Source organism: Arthrobacter sp. PAMC25284, from assembly GCF_019443425.1.
GTDB lineage: Bacteria > Actinomycetota > Actinomycetes > Actinomycetales > Micrococcaceae > Arthrobacter > Arthrobacter oryzae_A.
The window spans coordinates 936,240-951,589 of sequence record NZ_CP080382.1 but is presented as its reverse complement, the minus strand read 5'-3'; the positions used below and the strand labels follow the sequence as shown (position 1 = coordinate 951,589).

The 15,350-nt window shown below is 65.6% G+C and carries 16 protein-coding genes; 14 read left to right on the top strand and 2 right to left on the bottom strand.

Annotated elements, in window-relative coordinates:
• The first annotated feature begins 113 nt into the window (after positions 1-113).
• The 14 genes from dxs (at position 114) to KY499_RS04480 (ending at position 12,651) form a co-directional block, all read left to right on the top strand.
• Entirely contained in the window at positions 114-2,087 is a 1,974-nt protein-coding gene (gene dxs, locus KY499_RS04545; RefSeq protein ID WP_123256418.1) for a 1-deoxy-D-xylulose-5-phosphate synthase, read from the top strand.
• A gap of 82 nt (positions 2,088-2,169) precedes the next feature.
• Positions 2,170-2,727, top strand: a complete 558-nt coding sequence (locus tag KY499_RS04540) for a hypothetical protein (RefSeq protein ID WP_123256419.1) — start codon at positions 2,170-2,172, stop codon at positions 2,725-2,727.
• Positions 2,728-2,766: 39 nt separating this feature from the next.
• The gene (locus KY499_RS04535; protein ID WP_123256420.1) at positions 2,767-2,985 is read left to right on the top strand and encodes a hypothetical protein; all 219 of its coding nucleotides are present in this window, start codon (positions 2,767-2,769) and stop codon (positions 2,983-2,985) included.
• A 65-nt stretch (positions 2,986-3,050) separates the two neighbouring features.
• The gene (locus KY499_RS04530; RefSeq protein ID WP_219886318.1) at positions 3,051-4,028 is read left to right on the top strand and encodes an aldo/keto reductase; all 978 of its coding nucleotides are present in this window, start codon (positions 3,051-3,053) and stop codon (positions 4,026-4,028) included.
• Complete coding sequence (locus KY499_RS04525; RefSeq protein WP_258190962.1) at positions 4,028-5,095, top strand: nucleoside hydrolase; 1,068 nt, start codon at positions 4,028-4,030, stop codon at positions 5,093-5,095. Before KY499_RS04530 ends, KY499_RS04525 begins: the two co-directional genes overlap by 1 nt.
• A 147-nt stretch (positions 5,096-5,242) precedes the next feature.
• Entirely contained in the window at positions 5,243-5,617 is a 375-nt protein-coding gene (locus tag KY499_RS04520) for an STAS/SEC14 domain-containing protein (RefSeq protein WP_123256422.1), read from the top strand.
• 163 nt (positions 5,618-5,780) lie between these two features.
• Positions 5,781-6,602 (top strand): ECF transporter S component, encoded by an 822-nt coding sequence (locus KY499_RS04515; protein WP_123256423.1) that lies wholly within the window; start codon positions 5,781-5,783, stop codon positions 6,600-6,602.
• 4 nt (positions 6,603-6,606) lie between these two features.
• Positions 6,607-7,362 carry an energy-coupling factor transporter transmembrane component T gene (locus KY499_RS04510; protein WP_258190961.1) on the top strand — a complete coding sequence of 252 codons (756 nt, stop codon included), beginning with the start codon at positions 6,607-6,609 and terminating at the stop codon, positions 7,360-7,362.
• Between the two features lie 13 nt (positions 7,363-7,375).
• Entirely contained in the window at positions 7,376-9,013 is a 1,638-nt protein-coding gene (locus KY499_RS04505; protein ID WP_308813080.1) for an ATP-binding cassette domain-containing protein, read from the top strand.
• Between the two features lie 142 nt (positions 9,014-9,155).
• Positions 9,156-10,127, top strand: a complete 972-nt coding sequence (locus tag KY499_RS04500) for a DMT family transporter (RefSeq protein ID WP_219886315.1) — start codon at positions 9,156-9,158, stop codon at positions 10,125-10,127.
• Positions 10,124-10,786, top strand: coding sequence for a class I SAM-dependent methyltransferase (locus KY499_RS04495; RefSeq protein WP_219886314.1), 663 nt, complete (start codon positions 10,124-10,126; stop codon positions 10,784-10,786). Before KY499_RS04500 ends, KY499_RS04495 begins: the two co-directional genes overlap by 4 nt.
• 269 nt (positions 10,787-11,055) lie before the next feature.
• Positions 11,056-11,316, top strand: coding sequence for an SHOCT domain-containing protein (locus KY499_RS04490; protein WP_123256428.1), 261 nt, complete (start codon positions 11,056-11,058; stop codon positions 11,314-11,316).
• Positions 11,313-11,882 carry a sulfocyanin-like copper-binding protein gene (locus KY499_RS04485; RefSeq protein WP_219886313.1) on the top strand — a complete coding sequence of 190 codons (570 nt, stop codon included), beginning with the start codon at positions 11,313-11,315 and terminating at the stop codon, positions 11,880-11,882. Before KY499_RS04490 ends, KY499_RS04485 begins: the two co-directional genes overlap by 4 nt.
• 97 nt (positions 11,883-11,979) lie before the next feature.
• The gene (locus KY499_RS04480; protein ID WP_123256430.1) at positions 11,980-12,651 is read left to right on the top strand and encodes a class I SAM-dependent methyltransferase; all 672 of its coding nucleotides are present in this window, start codon (positions 11,980-11,982) and stop codon (positions 12,649-12,651) included.
• A 440-nt stretch (positions 12,652-13,091) separates the two neighbouring features.
• Here KY499_RS04480 and KY499_RS04475 read toward each other — a convergent pair whose 3' ends face one another.
• Positions 13,092-14,411, bottom strand: a complete 1,320-nt coding sequence (locus tag KY499_RS04475) for an ABC transporter permease (protein ID WP_123254451.1) — start codon at positions 14,409-14,411, stop codon at positions 13,092-13,094.
• Positions 14,408-15,349: an ABC transporter ATP-binding protein gene (locus KY499_RS04470; protein WP_123254461.1), complete on the bottom strand. Its 942-nt coding sequence runs from the start codon at positions 15,347-15,349 to the stop codon at positions 14,408-14,410. The genes KY499_RS04475 and KY499_RS04470 overlap by 4 nt, the downstream gene beginning before the upstream one ends.
• Between the last annotated feature and the right edge of the window lies 1 nt (position 15,350).

Here is a 15,350-nt window from a genome sequence, read left to right as displayed (position 1 = left end):
GGCCGGGACCATTGCCGTTCACGGGATGCGGCGCCGGTTCAACCGTCCGGCACGGCCGGCCGATCCGAGGCGTTAGAGTTAAAAGGCATTTCTACCACCTGAAGGAGTGGCCGTTGGGAATCTTGGACACCATCCGGAATCCGCAGGACCTGAGCAAGTTGTCCGGGGCGCAGCTGCAGCAGCTGGCCGCCGAGATCCGGACCTTCCTCATCGGCAACGTCTCGCAGACGGGCGGGCACCTCGGACCGAACCTCGGCGTCGTCGAACTGACCATGGCCGTGCATCGGATTTTTGATTCCCCTCGGGACAGCATCGTCTTTGACACCGGACATCAGTCCTATGTCCATAAGCTCCTGACCGGCCGGCAGAATTTCAGCACCCTCCGGCAGCAGGGCGGCCTGTCAGGCTACCCCGACCGGGCTGAGTCTGAGCACGACATTGTCGAAAGCTCGCACGCCTCCTCCTCGCTTTCCTGGGCCGACGGCATTTCCCGGGCCCGGCAGCTGACCGGCGACGGTGACCGTTTTACGATCGCAGTCGTGGGCGACGGCGCCCTGACCGGCGGGATGGCCTGGGAAGCCCTGAACAACATCGCGTCAGATAAAAAACGGCGTGTCGTGATCGTGGTCAACGACAATGGCCGCTCGTACGCGCCAACTGTCGGTGGCTTTGCCGACTACCTGGCCTCCCTCCGCCCCACGATCGACTCCCTTCGGGCGGCCCCCGCTTACGAAGGCGCACTGGAATGGTGGAAGCGCAAACTCCAGAACGGCGGCCCGGCCGGCCAGTTCACCTATAAGAGCCTGCATGCCATGAAGAAGGGCATCAAGGACTGGTGGGCGCCGCAGGGCATGTTCGAGGATCTCGGCATGAAATACATCGGCCCGGTGGATGGCCACAACCTCCAGGCCATGGAACATGCCCTTTCCACGGCCAGGAACTACGCCGGCCCCGTGATTGTGCACGCCATGACGGAGAAAGGCCACGGCTACGCGCCGGCCCGGGCCCACGAGGACGACCAGTTCCACGCCGTCGGGGTTATCGACCCGGAGACGGGCGTGCCGACAGAGGCCGGCGGTGCAAAGTCCTGGACCGCAGTCTTCGCCGAAGAGATCGCCGATATCGCGGATGAACGGCCGGACATCGTGGGTATCACCGGGGCCATGCTGATTCCTGTCGGGCTGCACAAATTTGCGGCCCGGCACCCCGAGCGGGTGTTCGACGTCGGGATCGCTGAACAGCACGCGATGACGTCCGCCGCCGGCATGGCCTTCGGCGGTCTGCACCCCGTGGTCGCCGTCTACGCGACGTTCCTGAACCGGGCCTTCGACCAGTTGCTGATGGACGTGGCCCTGCACAAAGCCGGCGTAACGGTCGTCCTCGACCGGGCCGGAGTCACCGGACCCGACGGCCCCAGCCATCACGGCATGTGGGATATGGCGATGGTACAGATTGTCCCCGGCCTGCACCTGGCGGCGCCCCGGGACGCCACCAGGCTCCGGGAGGAACTCCGCGAAGCCGTGGCGGTCGACGACGCACCGACTGTAATCCGCTATTCCAAGGGAACCGTCGGGGTTGAGGTCGAGGCATTGGAGCGCCTCAGCGACGGCGTCGATGTCCTCGCCCGCCGCCCGGCCGGTTCCAGCGACAACGACGTCCTGATCGTCAGCGTCGGCGCGATGTCCGACCTCGCGCTGAATGTTTCCAACCGGCTGGGTGCCCAAGGCATCAGCTCCACCGTAGTGGATCCCCGCTGGGTCCTTCCGGTCCGGAATTCCATCATCGCCCTCGCCTCGCATCACCGTCTCGTCATCTGCATCGAAGACGGCGTGCGGGCCGGTGGGGTTGGCTCCAGGATCCGCCAGGAAATGCGCGCGGCCGGCGTGGACACTGCGCTCAACGAGGTCGGGCTGCCCGTCGAGTTCCTGCACCACGGGACCCGCAGCCAGGTGCTGGAACGCGTCGGCCTGACTGCCCAGCAGATCACCCACGACGTCGTGGCGCAGGTGCTGGGGACCAAGGTGCCGTTTGCCCGCCCCCTGCCCGGCCAGGAACACCCCAGCACCGGCAGCCTGCCGCTGCTGTAGCCAGCACGTCCAAGAACCATTACACCGTCCGGCGGCTCCCACTGTGGTGCCTGCAGAGGACGCTTTAGGAAGGAACTGGCCCATGAGCGGAATTATCCGGGTCTACAAACGCAACGACGAGGGCGTCCTGGAATTCAGGGAGGCGTGGTTCGACGAGGACTACAGCCAGTTCGTGATGAACCACGGCGTGGTGGGGCACCAAAGCAAAACCGAGGAGACCGACGTCGGAGACGCGGCCGCAGCGGAAGGCCTCATGGATGCCTTTGCCGTTCAGTGCGCCGAGGACGGCTATGCCGAGATCCCGGAATCGGAGCAGTTCTGGGTAGTGGCACAGTACGCGTTGAAGACCAAGGACGGCACGGACCGGGACCGGTACCTGGAGGAGAAGGCCAAGGACGCCCTGATCAGCCACCTGGCCTGGCGCGGCCTCGGCATCGTGGACCGCTCCGAATTTTCGGACGCCAAATTGAATATTTTTTGCCTGACCCCGGATGTCAACAAGACGGTCAATGCCATCAAGGTGTGCATCCGCGGCGAAGATTTGGACTTCACGAAACTGAGCATCGGCGCAGCCGCTGCCGGAGAGAACACATTTAAGCTCAAGCACTCGGCAAAGCCGGCCAACAGCTTTACGCTTTAACGACGACATACCGGGGAAACCGACTGGAAGGCCCGTACCATGACGTCCAAAATTGCTCAGCCCGGCCACACCCCGCTACCGGTAGGGATTGCCGCTCCCGCCCGGCGGGCTCTCGCCCACGAGGGAGTCGAGACACTCGAGCAGGTGGTGGCCCTCGGAGGCCGCAGGTTGTCGGGAATGCACGGGATGGGCCCGCGCACCCTGGCGCAGATCCAGGACGCGATGGACGAACACGGACTGAAGCTGCCCACCGGGTAGCGGGCTGGTAACGGCGGGCTGGGAACCGGCACAGGAGTCCGCGCCGCCCGTTATAGGCTGGCGTTATGACTGAATACCGCCGCGTAGGTAACTCCGGATTGACCGTCTCCGTCGTTGGCATTGGCTGCAATAACCTGGGCCGGGCCGGGACCCTGACGGAGTCCCAAGAGGGCACCGACGCCGTTGTGCATGCCGCGCTGGAGGCGGGCATCACGTTCTTCGACGTTGCGGACACCTACGGGCGGGAGACCGGGCTCAGCGAGACGATGCTGGGCAAGGCCCTCACCGGGCGCCGGGACGACGCCGTTGTAGCCACCAAGTTCGGCATGGACATGGGTGGCGCGAACGGCAACGACTTCGGCGCCCGGGGCTCCCGGCGGTACATCATCACGGCCGTGGAAGCGTCCCTGCGGCGTCTCGGGACAGACTGGATCGACCTTTACCAGTTCCACACCCCGGATCCGCTGACTCCCATCGACGAGACGCTCGCGGCCCTCGACGAGCTCGTGACCAGCGGCAAGGTCCGCTATCTTGGCCACTCCAACCGTGCCGGCTGGCAGATCGCGGAGGCTGAATTTGTGGCCCGCGCCCGCGGGGGAGCACGCTTCATCTCCACCCAGAATCATTACAACCTGCTGGACCGCAGGGCCGAGCTGGAGGTCACGCCCGCCGCGGAAGCCTACGGACTGGGTGTCCTGCCCTACTTCCCGCTCGCCAACGGACTCCTGACCGGCAAATACGCCAAGGGCACGGCGCCGGAAGGGACGCGGCTCAGCCGTACCCGCACCCATCTGGTCCACGACGCCGACTGGGACCAACTGGACGCCTACAGTGCCTTTGCGGCGGCGAGGGACCTCACCGAAGTGCAGGTTGCGTTCTCGTGGCTGGCGGCTCAGCCCTCCGTCAGCAGTGTCATCGCCGGCGCGACCAGGCCTGAACAGGTCCGGGAGAACGCCGCCGCGGCAGCCTGGAAGCCCAGCGTGGACGAGCTCGCGGAACTCGACGAAATTTTCCCCAGGACTCCGAAGGTCGCGCTGTTCTGATGGCAGCCGAGCTGCCTCCTCCGGGGCCCACCGTGCTGATGGACGTCGACACCGGAATCGACGATGCCCTCGCTCTTGTCTACCTGCTGTCCCGGCCGGAGGTGACCATCCAGGCCATCACGTGCACGGCCGGCAATGTCGGCGCCCGCCAGGTCGCGCTGAACAATCTGGCCCTCCTTGAGCTCTGTGGCCGCCAGGGGATCGAAGTGGCAGTCGGCGCTGAGGTGCCGCTGCAGATCCCGCTCGTCACGACGGAAGAGACCCACGGCCCGCAGGGGATCGGCCACGCCGAGCTGCCGCTGCCGCAGCAGGCGATCTCGCCCCGGCACGCCGTCGACGTCTGGGTGGAGGAGGTGCGGGCCCGGCCGGGAGAAATTACCGGACTCATCACCGGCCCGTTGACCAACTTCGCGCTGGCGCTGCGGCGCGAACCGGAACTTCCGCGGCTGCTCAAGGGCCTGGTCATCATGGGCGGCTGCTTCAACTATCAGGGCAACACGACACCGACGGCGGAATGGAACGTCTCGGTGGACCCGCACGCGGCCAAGGAAGTCTTCGCGGCCTACCGCGGACTGCCGGAGGAGCAGTTGCCGCTGGTGTGTGCCCTGGAAACCACGGAGCGGATTGAGATGCGCCCCGCGCACCTGCGCGCACTCGCCGAAGCCGCGGGCGCCGAAGACCCCGAACTGGTCCTGCCCGACCAGCCCGAGGGTCTGCGCAGCGGGTCCAGCAACCCGCTCGTCGCGTGCCTTTCCGACGCGATCCGGTTCTACATGGAGTTCCACCGGCTTTACGACCAGGGCTACGTGGCGCACATGCACGATGCGTTCGCGGCCGCCGCTGCGGCCGGGCGCACCTCCGTCACGGCCCGGCTGGCAACGGTCGACGTCGAGACGGACTCGCCGTTGCTCATCGGCACTACGGTCGCGGATTACCGCGGGCTGTGGGGGCTGCCGCCGAACGCCCGGATCGTCACCGGAAACGACCCGGACCAGTGCTTCGAAGAGCTGATCTCCTCGGTTGGGGCGCTGGCCGCGGGGCTGCGCACAGGGCCTGCCCGCTGCTGACTGGGAATCGGCCGCCGGCGCAGAATCCGCTGCGATCCGGGAGCGCCCCGTAACATTCGACGCCGAGCAGCACGAAGTGAACCTCGACACGCTCTGCGCGCATCCCCGTTGGTGGTGTTTTCGCAGGTCAGGCCTAGAATCATTGAAATGAAGCCGGAACACATCGACGCCGCCGACGGTAAGAATTCTGTCCGCGTCAGCGCAGGAATACTCTTTAGTACTTGGCGGCCCGGCTCTTTCGTGGACGCCGACGGCGCAAGGGATGCCATGCTGGCGGTGCAACGGATCAGCGGCGGGAAGCCGATGCCGATGCTCTCGGAGATGACCGACGTGGAGTTCAGCGCGGGTGCCCGATCCGAGTTCGCGCGAAGCAGCGGTGTGCTGGCGATTGCGGTCCTCGGCTCCAGCCCGGTGGACCGGGTCGTCGCTGCCGCCACGAGCCGGGCAACCACATACCCGCACGAGTTCTTTACATCCAGGGACGCTGCCATGGCCTGGCTGAAGGACGTCGTCGCCCGCTGACTCGTCCGAGGTCCTGCGCGCTCTGCCATGGCGCCGCGGTTGCCGGTGATCAGCCGGTCAATCCATCGTCGAAAGGCGCACGGGTCCGGGCGCCGCTAAGATGGTAGCTGCGCCGAGGTGACATGAGGCGGACGTTCCAACTCCCAGCCGAAGGACCATCCCCATGTCACAGCCCGCACTGATTATCCCCGCCTCTGGACAGGCGGCCGGCCGCGGCCGCCGCCTGCTCGAACTCGCCGGCGCTGCCGCGATCGCGGCGACGTACGCCTTCCTTGTCCTCACCCAACCGGCGGATATCACGAACGGTCTCGCCAGTTTCTCGGCCCTCGTGGCCCTCGGAGGCTTCCTCCTCGGCGCAATGCTGCTGATTGTCGCGGTCCTTCCGGCCCTGCCTACCTCCACGCTGGTCCTCATTCCCGTAGCGCTCGTGCTCAACGTTGTTCTCGGTCAACTGATGGGCAGCACAGGGCTTCCGTTCTACTTTGATGCAATCGGCACCGTGCTGATCGCCGTTCTGGCCGGACCGGCCGCTGGCGCCGCCACCGGGGCACTCAGCAGCATTGTCTGGTCCTTCTTCAATCCCACCGTGCTTCCGTTCGCGGCCGGCGCGGCCCTTATCGGCTTCCTCGCCGGCATGGCCGCCCGCGGCGGCCTGTTCCGCCGCTTCTACCTGGCACCCGTGGCCGGTTTCATCACCGGAGTCCTCGCCGGCGTTGTCTCCGCGCCGATCGCCGCCTTCGTGTTCGGCGGTACCTCGGGCATCGGAACCGGTGCAATTGTCAGCGCGTTCCGGGCCATGGGCGACACGCTGCTCGCTGCGGTCACCAAGCAGGCGCTCATCTCTGACCCCATGGACAAGGCGATCGTGTTCGTGATTGCCGCCCTGCTGGCGTATGCGCTGCCGCGCCGGACGACCCTGCAGTTCCCGTTCGTCCGCAGGTTCCGGGTGCTCGCCGGCAAAGCTCCGCGGGACACCAAAGCCTAAGACTGTGCGCCAGCGCCTCCATCCACTCACCGCACTGACGGCGGCAGCGTGCACCGCGGTTATCACGACGGCGGCGTCCAGCTGGGTGCTGTCCATCACGGTCACGGCCGCAGTAGCTCTGGGAGCGGTGCGGCTGGGCGTCGCCGGACGGGTGCTGCCTGCCGCGGCCGTCATCCTGATGCCGCTGGGGCTGTCGCTCCTGATGATCCACGGGCTGTTCTTTCCCGAAGGCAGTATCGTCCTGGCGGAATGGGGGCCGGCCCGGGTCACCGCTGAAGGACTGGCATTCGCCGGGGAATCGGCGGCGCGCACCGCCGTGCCCGTGCTGGTGTTTCTGCTTTTCTCCTTCACGGTGAGCGTCCCCGACCTAGTGACCGTTCTTACAATGGGCAGGCTTGCGCCGCGCGTTGGCTTCGTCCTGGCGTCCACCCTGACGCTCCTGCCCGCGATCGCCGGCCGCCTGGACCGTATCAGGCAGGCCCAGGAGGCCCGCGGACTGGTCCTCCGCGGTGGCTTGACGTCCCGGTTGGCGGCAACACGCCTGCAGATGGTGCCGCTGGTCCTGGCCTTGACTTCGGACGCGGCCAGCCGGGCACAGGCACTGGACGCACGGGGATTCGGCGGGCCCGGGGCGCGGAGCAGTTACCGGGAGGTTGTTGATTCGCCGGCCCAGCGGCGCTTCCGGGCGGCGACCCTCCTGGCGGCCGCCTGCATGGTAGGTTTTCGCCTCGTTCAATCCCTTCCCGGCCTCGGGCGGTGACGGCATGGTGACCATGGCTCCGCCGGTTCTCAGCGCCTCGATTGAGGCCTTCAGCTACCACGGAGACGACGCCCCGGTGCTTCATCAGGCCGCACTGGCAGTACACTCAGGCACGCTGACAGCTGTTTTGGGCGGCTCCGGGAGCGGCAAGACCACGCTGGGCAAGCTGCTGGCCGGCTGGCTGCGGCCCGGCCACGCAGGCACTCTGACGGGCAGCCTGGCGCTGGGCGCCGACCGGTTGGAGTTCCACGGTTCGCCGGAAGATCCGCTGATCAACCCGGCAGCATGGTCATACCGGGTGGGCTTCGTCCCGCAGAACGCGGCCGCCATGCTCTCCACCGTGCGGGCCACTGTGGCGGAGGAACTGGCCTTCGGCCTGGAAAGCCGGGGCATGGCAAGGGATGACATGCGCCGCGAGGTTGCCCGGACGGCGGACTTGGCAGGTCTGGCCGGGTTGCTGGACCGTGACCCGGCGACGCTGTCCGGCGGGGAGCAGCGACGGCTTGCGCTGGGCTGCGCCGTCATTACGGGCCCGGAAGTCCTGATACTGGATGAGCCGCTGGCGTCCCTGGACCGGACCGGCACCGGCGAGGTCCTGCACCTCGTCCGGGCACTGCTCGAGGCCGGGACTGCCGTTCTTGTCCTCAGCCAGGCAGCTGACCGGCTGGCCCAGGCAGCCTCACACTGGACGGTCCTCGACGGCGGCACGGTCACTTCCACCGGATCTCCGAAGCAACTGGCCGGCTCCGCAGCGCTCGAGGCTTCGGGCGTGATGGCACCCGGCCTGCAGTATTCCGGAACCCGCCGTCTGCCGTTGACCCCTGCCACCGGCAGGCCAGACGCCGCAGGGATCCTTGAGCTTAGCGGCGTGTGCTTCGGCTACGCCCCGGTGTCCAAAATGTTGCGAGATCGGGGGAGGGCAGTGGAGCCCGGGCCGGTCCGGGAGAAGCAGGTCCTGCGGAACCTGGATTTGACGGTCCAGCCGGGTGAGGTAGTTGCCATCACGGGCCCCAACGGTGCCGGAAAATCCACTCTCTTGAAGCACTTCAGTGGCCTCCTGCAGCCCACATCCGGGGACGTGCGGATCTGCGGCAATGACATCGCAGGCAGTCCTGCCGGGATGGTCGCCGCCTCCGTCGGCCTGTTGTTCCAGCACCCTGGCGACCAGCTCTTCGAACGGACCGTGCTGCGCGAAGTCCGCTTCGGGCTTCGCGACCTGCACAGCCGGAGAGCCGATGCCCGAGCGGAGCGTGGCCGCGGCCGGTTGCGGGCGCTGCTGGCCGGAACGTGGTCCCGACCTGGAACAGCGCGGTCGGCCCGGGACGACGCTGAGGCGAAGGCGCTCGAGGCGCTGGCCGCCGTCGGGCTTGCCGCCTCGGCCGGGGAGCACCCGGCCGAGCTATCGGCGTCCAGGCAACGCCTGCTCGCCCTCGCGACGGTGCTCGCCCGCGGGCCGGCGCTGCTTGTGCTCGACGAACCGACCGTCGGGCTGGACCGGCACGGCTTGCTGCTGCTGCGGGCCGCCGTCGACGACGCCGCCGCTCGCGGGGCTGGCGTAGTTTTTGTCACCCACGACCTGGCGTATGCCTGGGATCATGCGCACCGGGTTCTGGAGCTCAGCGGCGGGAGGCTGCGGGAACAGCGCGCCTGACCGGCTGTGTCACGGCCGGGATGACGGGATGGCCAGGATGGCGGGGCAGCGCCGCACAAATTTCACTGTGCCGCAGCCGTGGTTGTACCGTCACAGGCATGACGATCTCTTCCGCCGCAACCGAGTCTGTGGCCGGCACCGAATGAACCTGCAACGGGCGCAGAAGACAGCCATGGCCGCGTTCGGCGCGCTCGGGCTGATCTGGGGCAGCAATTTCATTTTTATGAAGTGGGCCTCCGAGACGATCACGGCAGGCCAGATCACCTTCCTCAGGGTGGCCTGCGGGTTCCTGCCCGTCCTCGCCTACGCCCTCATCCGTCGGGACATTAAACTCAGCCATCTGCGGCACATCCAACACTTCGTCGTGATGTCCGTCCTGGCGACCAGCGCCTACTTTTTCGCCTTCGCATCGGGGACCGCGCTGCTGCCATCGGGGATCGCGGGGGCGCTCAGCGGCGCGATCCCGCTGTTCACGTTCCTCGCCGCCGCAGTGTTCCTGCGCAGCGAACGTATCACCGCGCTGCGGATCCTCGGGGTCGTGGCGGGCTTCGCCGGGGTGCTGCTGATCGCCCGCCCGTGGAACGCAGCCGGCTCCGTGGACCCGGCCGGGGTTTCCTTTATGCTGCTTGGCTCCGCGAGCGTGGGGCTGTCCTTCGTCTATGCACGGAAGTTCCTGGTGGGGCTGTCGATACCGGCCGCCGCGCTCACCACGTACCAGATGGGCCTCGCGCTGCTGACACTCGCCGTCGTGACAGACTTCAACGGCATCACGGCCATCGGTGGAGATCTCCGGGCATTGGTTGCCATGGTCCTCGGGCTGGGGCTGCTTGGCACCGGAACCGCCTACATCCTGTACTACTTCATCGTTGACCGGCTTGGAGCAATCATGGCGTCGAGCGCGACCTACATCCCGCCGGTCGTCGCGCTGGCAATCGGCTGGCTGCTGGTGGGTGAACCGATCGACGCCCTGCACGGCATCGCCGTGCTGCTGATCCTGGCCGGGGTAGTGGCGCTTCGCCCGCAGAAGGTGTCGAGCCCGGTGCCGCCCGCAGCGACACCGGGCTCGGCCCCGGGCGGAACTGACGCCCGCGGTCCTGAAGGGCACGCTGTGTGACACCCCGGCCGAAAGCCGCATGGTCGAGGTACCGGAACTCCATCGGGGACCGGTCCGGGATGTTCGGTGCGCTCGCGCGGGCCTGGGCTCCGGAGCGTGCACTCTACCCGGGCAGCTACGTCGACCTGTCCCCGTCGACGGTGATCCCGGCGGTCACGTACGTTGACACCGACCGCCGGGCGGAAGCGTTCTTCGGTGACGTGGATCTTGTGCGGGCCGAACTACACGGCCGTACTGTTCCCGGTGCGGGAACGGAGGTCGAATTCCTTGCCGCCGACTATACGACGGCTCTGGCAGTCCCGGATCAGGGGTTCGATCTGCTGATCTCGCTTTACGCCGGGCCGGTCTGGGAGAACTGCCGGAGGTATCTCAAGCCGGGCGGGCTGCTGCTCGCGAACGCAAGCCACGGAGACGCCAGCCTTGCCGCCCTCGATCCCACGCTGCGGCTCGAAGCCGCCGTGACCCACCGCGGTGAGACGTACCTGCTGGACACGGACCGTCTTGACCGATATCTGGTACCGAAGAACCCGGACGGCAACCGGCCTGAGCTGATCCGTGCTGCCGGGCGGGGAGTCGGCTACACCAGGCCTGCGTTCGCCTACGTGTTCGCATACGCGCCGGCTGGCAACCCGGGTGCCGCCCCGCCGACGGGCGGGTGACGTATGAGCGGGTGACGCGTAAAGCCAGCGCCGGTCATCGTCTCGAGTCGCTGATCCGTCAGCCCAGGCTGCCGGGCCATGACCTGCCGGTTCAGCTGGGCATCGGCCGCGGTCCGCTCCTCTGTGGAACGCGGTCGCACAGTGACACCGGCTCTGGCCACCGCATCGCTGCGACGGCCTTACGGTCCAAGGACCCTGTTTTTCTGACCCGGGACCGACGACAGTGAAGGTGAGTCAGCAGTCGCGAGCGAGACGACGGAGGTTCGGACATGATGTACGGATGGTATGGCGACGGCGGCATTGTCGGCTGGGTGGTCATGGCGCTGATGATGCTGCTGTTCTGGGGAGCGGTGGCGGCCGTCGTGATTCTCCTGATCCGCGGCGGACGGCCGGGTATGGGCGGGTCCTACGGGCCGCCGCACCCCCCGTACAGTGACCCGGAACAGATCCTGAACGAACGCTTCGCCCGCGGCGAAATCGACGCGAACGAGCTCAATGAGCGCCGCTCCGTTCTTCGAAATAAGCAATGAAAACCCTGTCCCGCAAAGCGCACATTGTCCTGGGTTCCATCGCAGCGATTGTCCTGACTGCCATGTCCATGTTGGTGGTGGTTTTCTTGAGCGGCGGAACGAACGCGGGCGGCTACGCATTCCCCGGTCCAGCCCGATGCACGGCGCCCGGCCTCCTCGGTACGGTCATCAACGTCACGGCATCCGACATGGGAGGTGCCATGATGGGCGGTTCCGGGATGATGCGCGGCAGCATGCTTCTGACCGCAGACAGGACCACCGTGGCCGGCGGCGAGGTGTCCTTTTTCGTTACGAACGTGGGAAACATCCCTCACGAAATGATGATCGTCCCGCTGGCAGGTACCCAGATCGCAGGAACCCGACCGGTTGGCCGGGACGGAAAAATTGATGAGCGTGGCAGTTTGGCGGAGGCCGCCGCCACCTGTGCCGAAGGCGAAGGCGACGGGATTCTTCCGTCTGCGGCCGGATGGATCACCCTGGATCTTGCACCAGGACGATATGAATTGTTTTGCAACCTGCCGGGTCACTATTGGGCCGGGATGTACACCCGCCTCACGGTCACCTGAGCCGGCCGGACCCGTCGGGTCCCGAGCCGCGGGATCCGCCTGAGCGTCGGGGACTCCGGCTCCACGGTCACCGTAACTGGATGAGGGGAGCACAGAGATGGAATCCTCGCGGATAACGTCCATTATCCACACGTATCGCAAGCGCGCTGCAAGATACGATTTCACAGCGAACCTATATTATCTATTCGGCTATCGGGAGTGGAAATACAGGCGGCAGGCCGTGGAAGCGCTGGACCTCCAGCCGGGCGATAAGGTTCTGGAGTTGGGTTGCGGCACCGGCTTGAACTTTTCGCTCTTTCAACGTTACATCGGTTCCACCGGCCATATCACAGGCGTGGATCTTACGGATGCCATGTTGCAACAAGCCCAAAAACGGGTTTTCCAGCACAAATGGAATAATGTCACGTTAATCCAGCATGACGCCTCAACTTTTCAAAATCCAGCGAAGGTGAACGCAGTGTTCTCCAGCTATGCACTGTCAATTTTTCCTGAAATTGAACAGGTAATAAGGAACGGAGTCAATTCGCTGGTTCCCGGGGGACGTCTTGTGCTTCTGGAACTACAGATCCCTGCGCCGTGGCCTTCCCTGATTGCGTCGGCCGCAGTTGCCTTAATGAAGCCCTATGCTGTGACTGGCGAATGGGCTTCGGGCCGCCCCTGGGAACTGATCTGTAAAACAGCACAAGAATTACTGACCAATGTTGAAGTGACGGAGCAGTACTTCGGATTGACTTACATTATTTCCGGGAAAACATCTGACCAGATCTAATAGGCACGTTTAAGCTGAATGCGTGACCCGGAGGAATACGTGGCGGCACGTGTCTTACTACGGTAGTGACTGGTAGTCGTGTGGCGGGCCGTGGTCCTGAGGCTACTGCTTCAGGTCTGTAGAGACGGTTTATGCCAAAGCCGGCCATCGTTTCGAGTCGTTGAGCCAGCACCCCTGGCTGCTGCACTGCCGGGCACTCACCTGCCAGTCCGGTTGTGAGTCGGCCGCGGACCGCTCATCTTTCCAGATTGGAACGACCCGGGCACCGCACTTCGGACAAGGCTGCTCCATGTGAGCGCGCCGCTGCGCTTTGTTCATCATTTCCCCCAAGAAACTTGATGCTCCGATGCTAGGCGACCCCGGGGCAGCTGATTATGCGACGCGCGGCTACCGACAGGAAGAGGTCGCTGAAGACGACGGGAGCCGTGGTCAGTCCGGCGTCACTTCCCGGTTGGCGCTGTGCGCCTGCGGAAGGTCCCGGAGATCGAGAGCTTGGACGTGTACTGGATGGATCCGTAGCGGAACAGGTGGACGGCCAGCCGGAGGATCAGGGCGCCGGTGATAAAGAGTTCGGCGATGACAATGGTGGACTCGACGGGGCTCAGCGTGCCAAAGCCGTTGCGGAGCATGGCCGTCACTGGGGCGGAGAGCGGGAAGTACGTGAAGACCTGCACTATCGGCGAGTGCGGATCGGAGACGATGAGTCCCAGTGTGTAGAAGGGGATGAAGATCAGTGCCATCAGCGGCCCGAAGATCGTCCCGGCGTCCTTGGCCGTCGGCATCACTGCGCCGATCGCGACCAGGACACCGGTGAAGACGGTGAAGCCACCCAGGAGCAGCAATGCACCAACTATCAGCGGCCCGGGCTCGAAGCTGAGGGCGGAGAGATCGAAGTCGGGGAAGGCGAGCTTCTCGCGGAAGAAGATATATCCGACGGCGACAGGTGTCAGGAACACGAGCATCTGGACGAGCCCGACCATAAACAGTGCGATGACTTTTCCGATGATCAGGGTGGTCGGGTTCAGAGTGGTCAGAATCATCTCGGTGACCCGGTTTTCCTTCTCCTCCAGGGTGCTGTTGAGCATCTGGTTGGAGAGCAAAATCAGGGTGACGTAGAAGATCAGCAGGAACATCAGCGGCGGCATGACGGAGCCGATCCCGCCGGCCGCCTGGCCATCCCTAAACGTCTGGGCCTCGGTACGGACGTTGCCGCTCGCGATTGCGGTCAGTTGCGGCGAACCGACTTTGGCCTTCGCCGCTGTCACCAGGAGTTGAGTGGCGACGGCGTCGTACCTGCCGTTCGCGAAAATTCCCTGATCGGCGCCGTAGACCTTGATCGGAGTCGTGACCGGGTCAGACGGGTAGGCGAAGTAGGCCTCCGTGAGTCCGGCCTTGACGTCCTGCAGCGCCGCGGCGGGATCATCCGCGATCCGGCCGCCCATGGCCGAGGCGAGGTCGGCCGGGATGAGCCCGGAGTCGTCGGTGTACGTGAAGGAGACTGCGGCGTCCTTCTGCGCATCCTCGCTCGCCGCCGTAGTGGAGTTGCTGACAAAAACAAGCAGGACCACGATGGCGATCACCACGGGGATGGCCAGGGTCGCGATCCAGAAGCGGCGTTTCTTGACCGTGCGGCCGAATTCGAACCCGACGACGGTGCCGAGGTTGTGCCGGACGGATGTGGACCGGGCCGGTGCCGGCGGCGTCGAACTGCCGGCGGGAGCGGGCTGCGCGGTGGAGCGGGCGGGCGTCTGGTTGGTCATGTTGTTGATGCCTCTGCCAGTTCGTGGGCTTCCCCGTAGATCTTGATGAAGACCTCGTCCAGGGATGTACGTGCGGTGGTGAATGAGCGGACGGCGACGCCGGCCCCGATGAGTTCACGCAGTACCGTCGCTTCGTCACCGCCGGAGCAGGGAGAGAGTTCGGCGTGTCCGCCGGCGTCGGAGACGACGTCGAACAGCGTCGAGGCGGGCAGGACGCCGTCGTAGCTGAGCCGGTATAGCGTCCCGCCAAATTGTTCCTGCACGGCGGCCACGGTCCCGTACGCACGCGCGGTGCCGTCCTTGAGGAGAATGACGCGGTCGCAGAGCCGTTCCACTTCTTCCATCTGGTGGGTGACCATGATGACGGTTGCGCCCGCGAGTTTTTGTTCCTCGATGATGTCCATCAGGAGGCGCCGGTTGACCGGGTCAAAACCCTTGGTGGGTTCGTCCAGGATCAGCAGTTCAGGCTCGTTCATGATGGTGACGCCGAGCTGGATTTTCTGCTGCTGGCCGCCGGAGAGCTTATCCAGCCGCACGCCGGCCTTATCGGCCAGGTCCACGCGCTCGAGGTAATTCTGTGACCAGGCCTTCGCCTTGGACTTGTCCAGGCCTTTGAGTCGGCCGAAGTAGACCATGACGTCCAGGACGGATTCTTTTTTGTAGAGCCCGCGCTCTTCGGGCAGGTATCCGAGCCGGGCCCCGTCTGCGGGTGTGAACGGCTTGCCGCTGATGTGCAACGTCCCGGCGGTCGGCTGGTAAATCCCCAGCAGCGCCCGCAGCGTGGTGGTTTTCCCGGAACCGTTACTGCCCAGGAAGCCGAACGTCTCGCCGGCCCGGACGTCGAAGGACAGGTCCTTGATGACGGTCTTGTCCCCGAAGTCCATGCGGAAGTCCTGGATGTGTACGAGTGGCTCGGTGGCCGAGTTGCCCTGCGTCATG

What these genes read in the sequence shown, in the direction of transcription:
- KY499_RS04540 (WP_123256419.1), top strand. Translation starts at nt 2,170, where the DNA reads ATGAGCGGAATTATCCGGGTCTACAAACGCAACGACGAGGGCGTCCTG.
- KY499_RS04535 (WP_123256420.1), top strand. Translation starts at nt 2,767, where the DNA reads ATGACGTCCAAAATTGCTCAGCCCGGCCACACCCCGCTACCGGTAGGG.
- KY499_RS04530 (WP_219886318.1), top strand. Translation starts at nt 3,051, where the DNA reads ATGACTGAATACCGCCGCGTAGGTAACTCCGGATTGACCGTCTCCGTC.
- KY499_RS04525 (WP_258190962.1), top strand. Translation starts at nt 4,028, where the DNA reads ATGGCAGCCGAGCTGCCTCCTCCGGGGCCCACCGTGCTGATGGACGTC.
- KY499_RS04520 (WP_123256422.1), top strand. Translation starts at nt 5,243, where the DNA reads ATGAAGCCGGAACACATCGACGCCGCCGACGGTAAGAATTCTGTCCGC.
- KY499_RS04515 (WP_123256423.1), top strand. Translation starts at nt 5,781, where the DNA reads ATGTCACAGCCCGCACTGATTATCCCCGCCTCTGGACAGGCGGCCGGC.
- KY499_RS04505 (WP_308813080.1), top strand. Translation starts at nt 7,376, where the DNA reads ATGGCTCCGCCGGTTCTCAGCGCCTCGATTGAGGCCTTCAGCTACCAC.
- KY499_RS04500 (WP_219886315.1), top strand. Translation starts at nt 9,156, where the DNA reads ATGAACCTGCAACGGGCGCAGAAGACAGCCATGGCCGCGTTCGGCGCG.
- KY499_RS04490 (WP_123256428.1), top strand. Translation starts at nt 11,056, where the DNA reads ATGATGTACGGATGGTATGGCGACGGCGGCATTGTCGGCTGGGTGGTC.
- KY499_RS04485 (WP_219886313.1), top strand. Translation starts at nt 11,313, where the DNA reads ATGAAAACCCTGTCCCGCAAAGCGCACATTGTCCTGGGTTCCATCGCA.
- KY499_RS04480 (WP_123256430.1), top strand. Translation starts at nt 11,980, where the DNA reads ATGGAATCCTCGCGGATAACGTCCATTATCCACACGTATCGCAAGCGC.
- KY499_RS04475 (WP_123254451.1), bottom strand. Translation starts at nt 14,411, where the DNA reads ATGACCAACCAGACGCCCGCCCGCTCCACCGCGCAGCCCGCTCCCGCC.
- KY499_RS04470 (WP_123254461.1), bottom strand. Translation starts at nt 15,349, where the DNA reads ATGACGCAGGGCAACTCGGCCACCGAGCCACTCGTACACATCCAGGAC.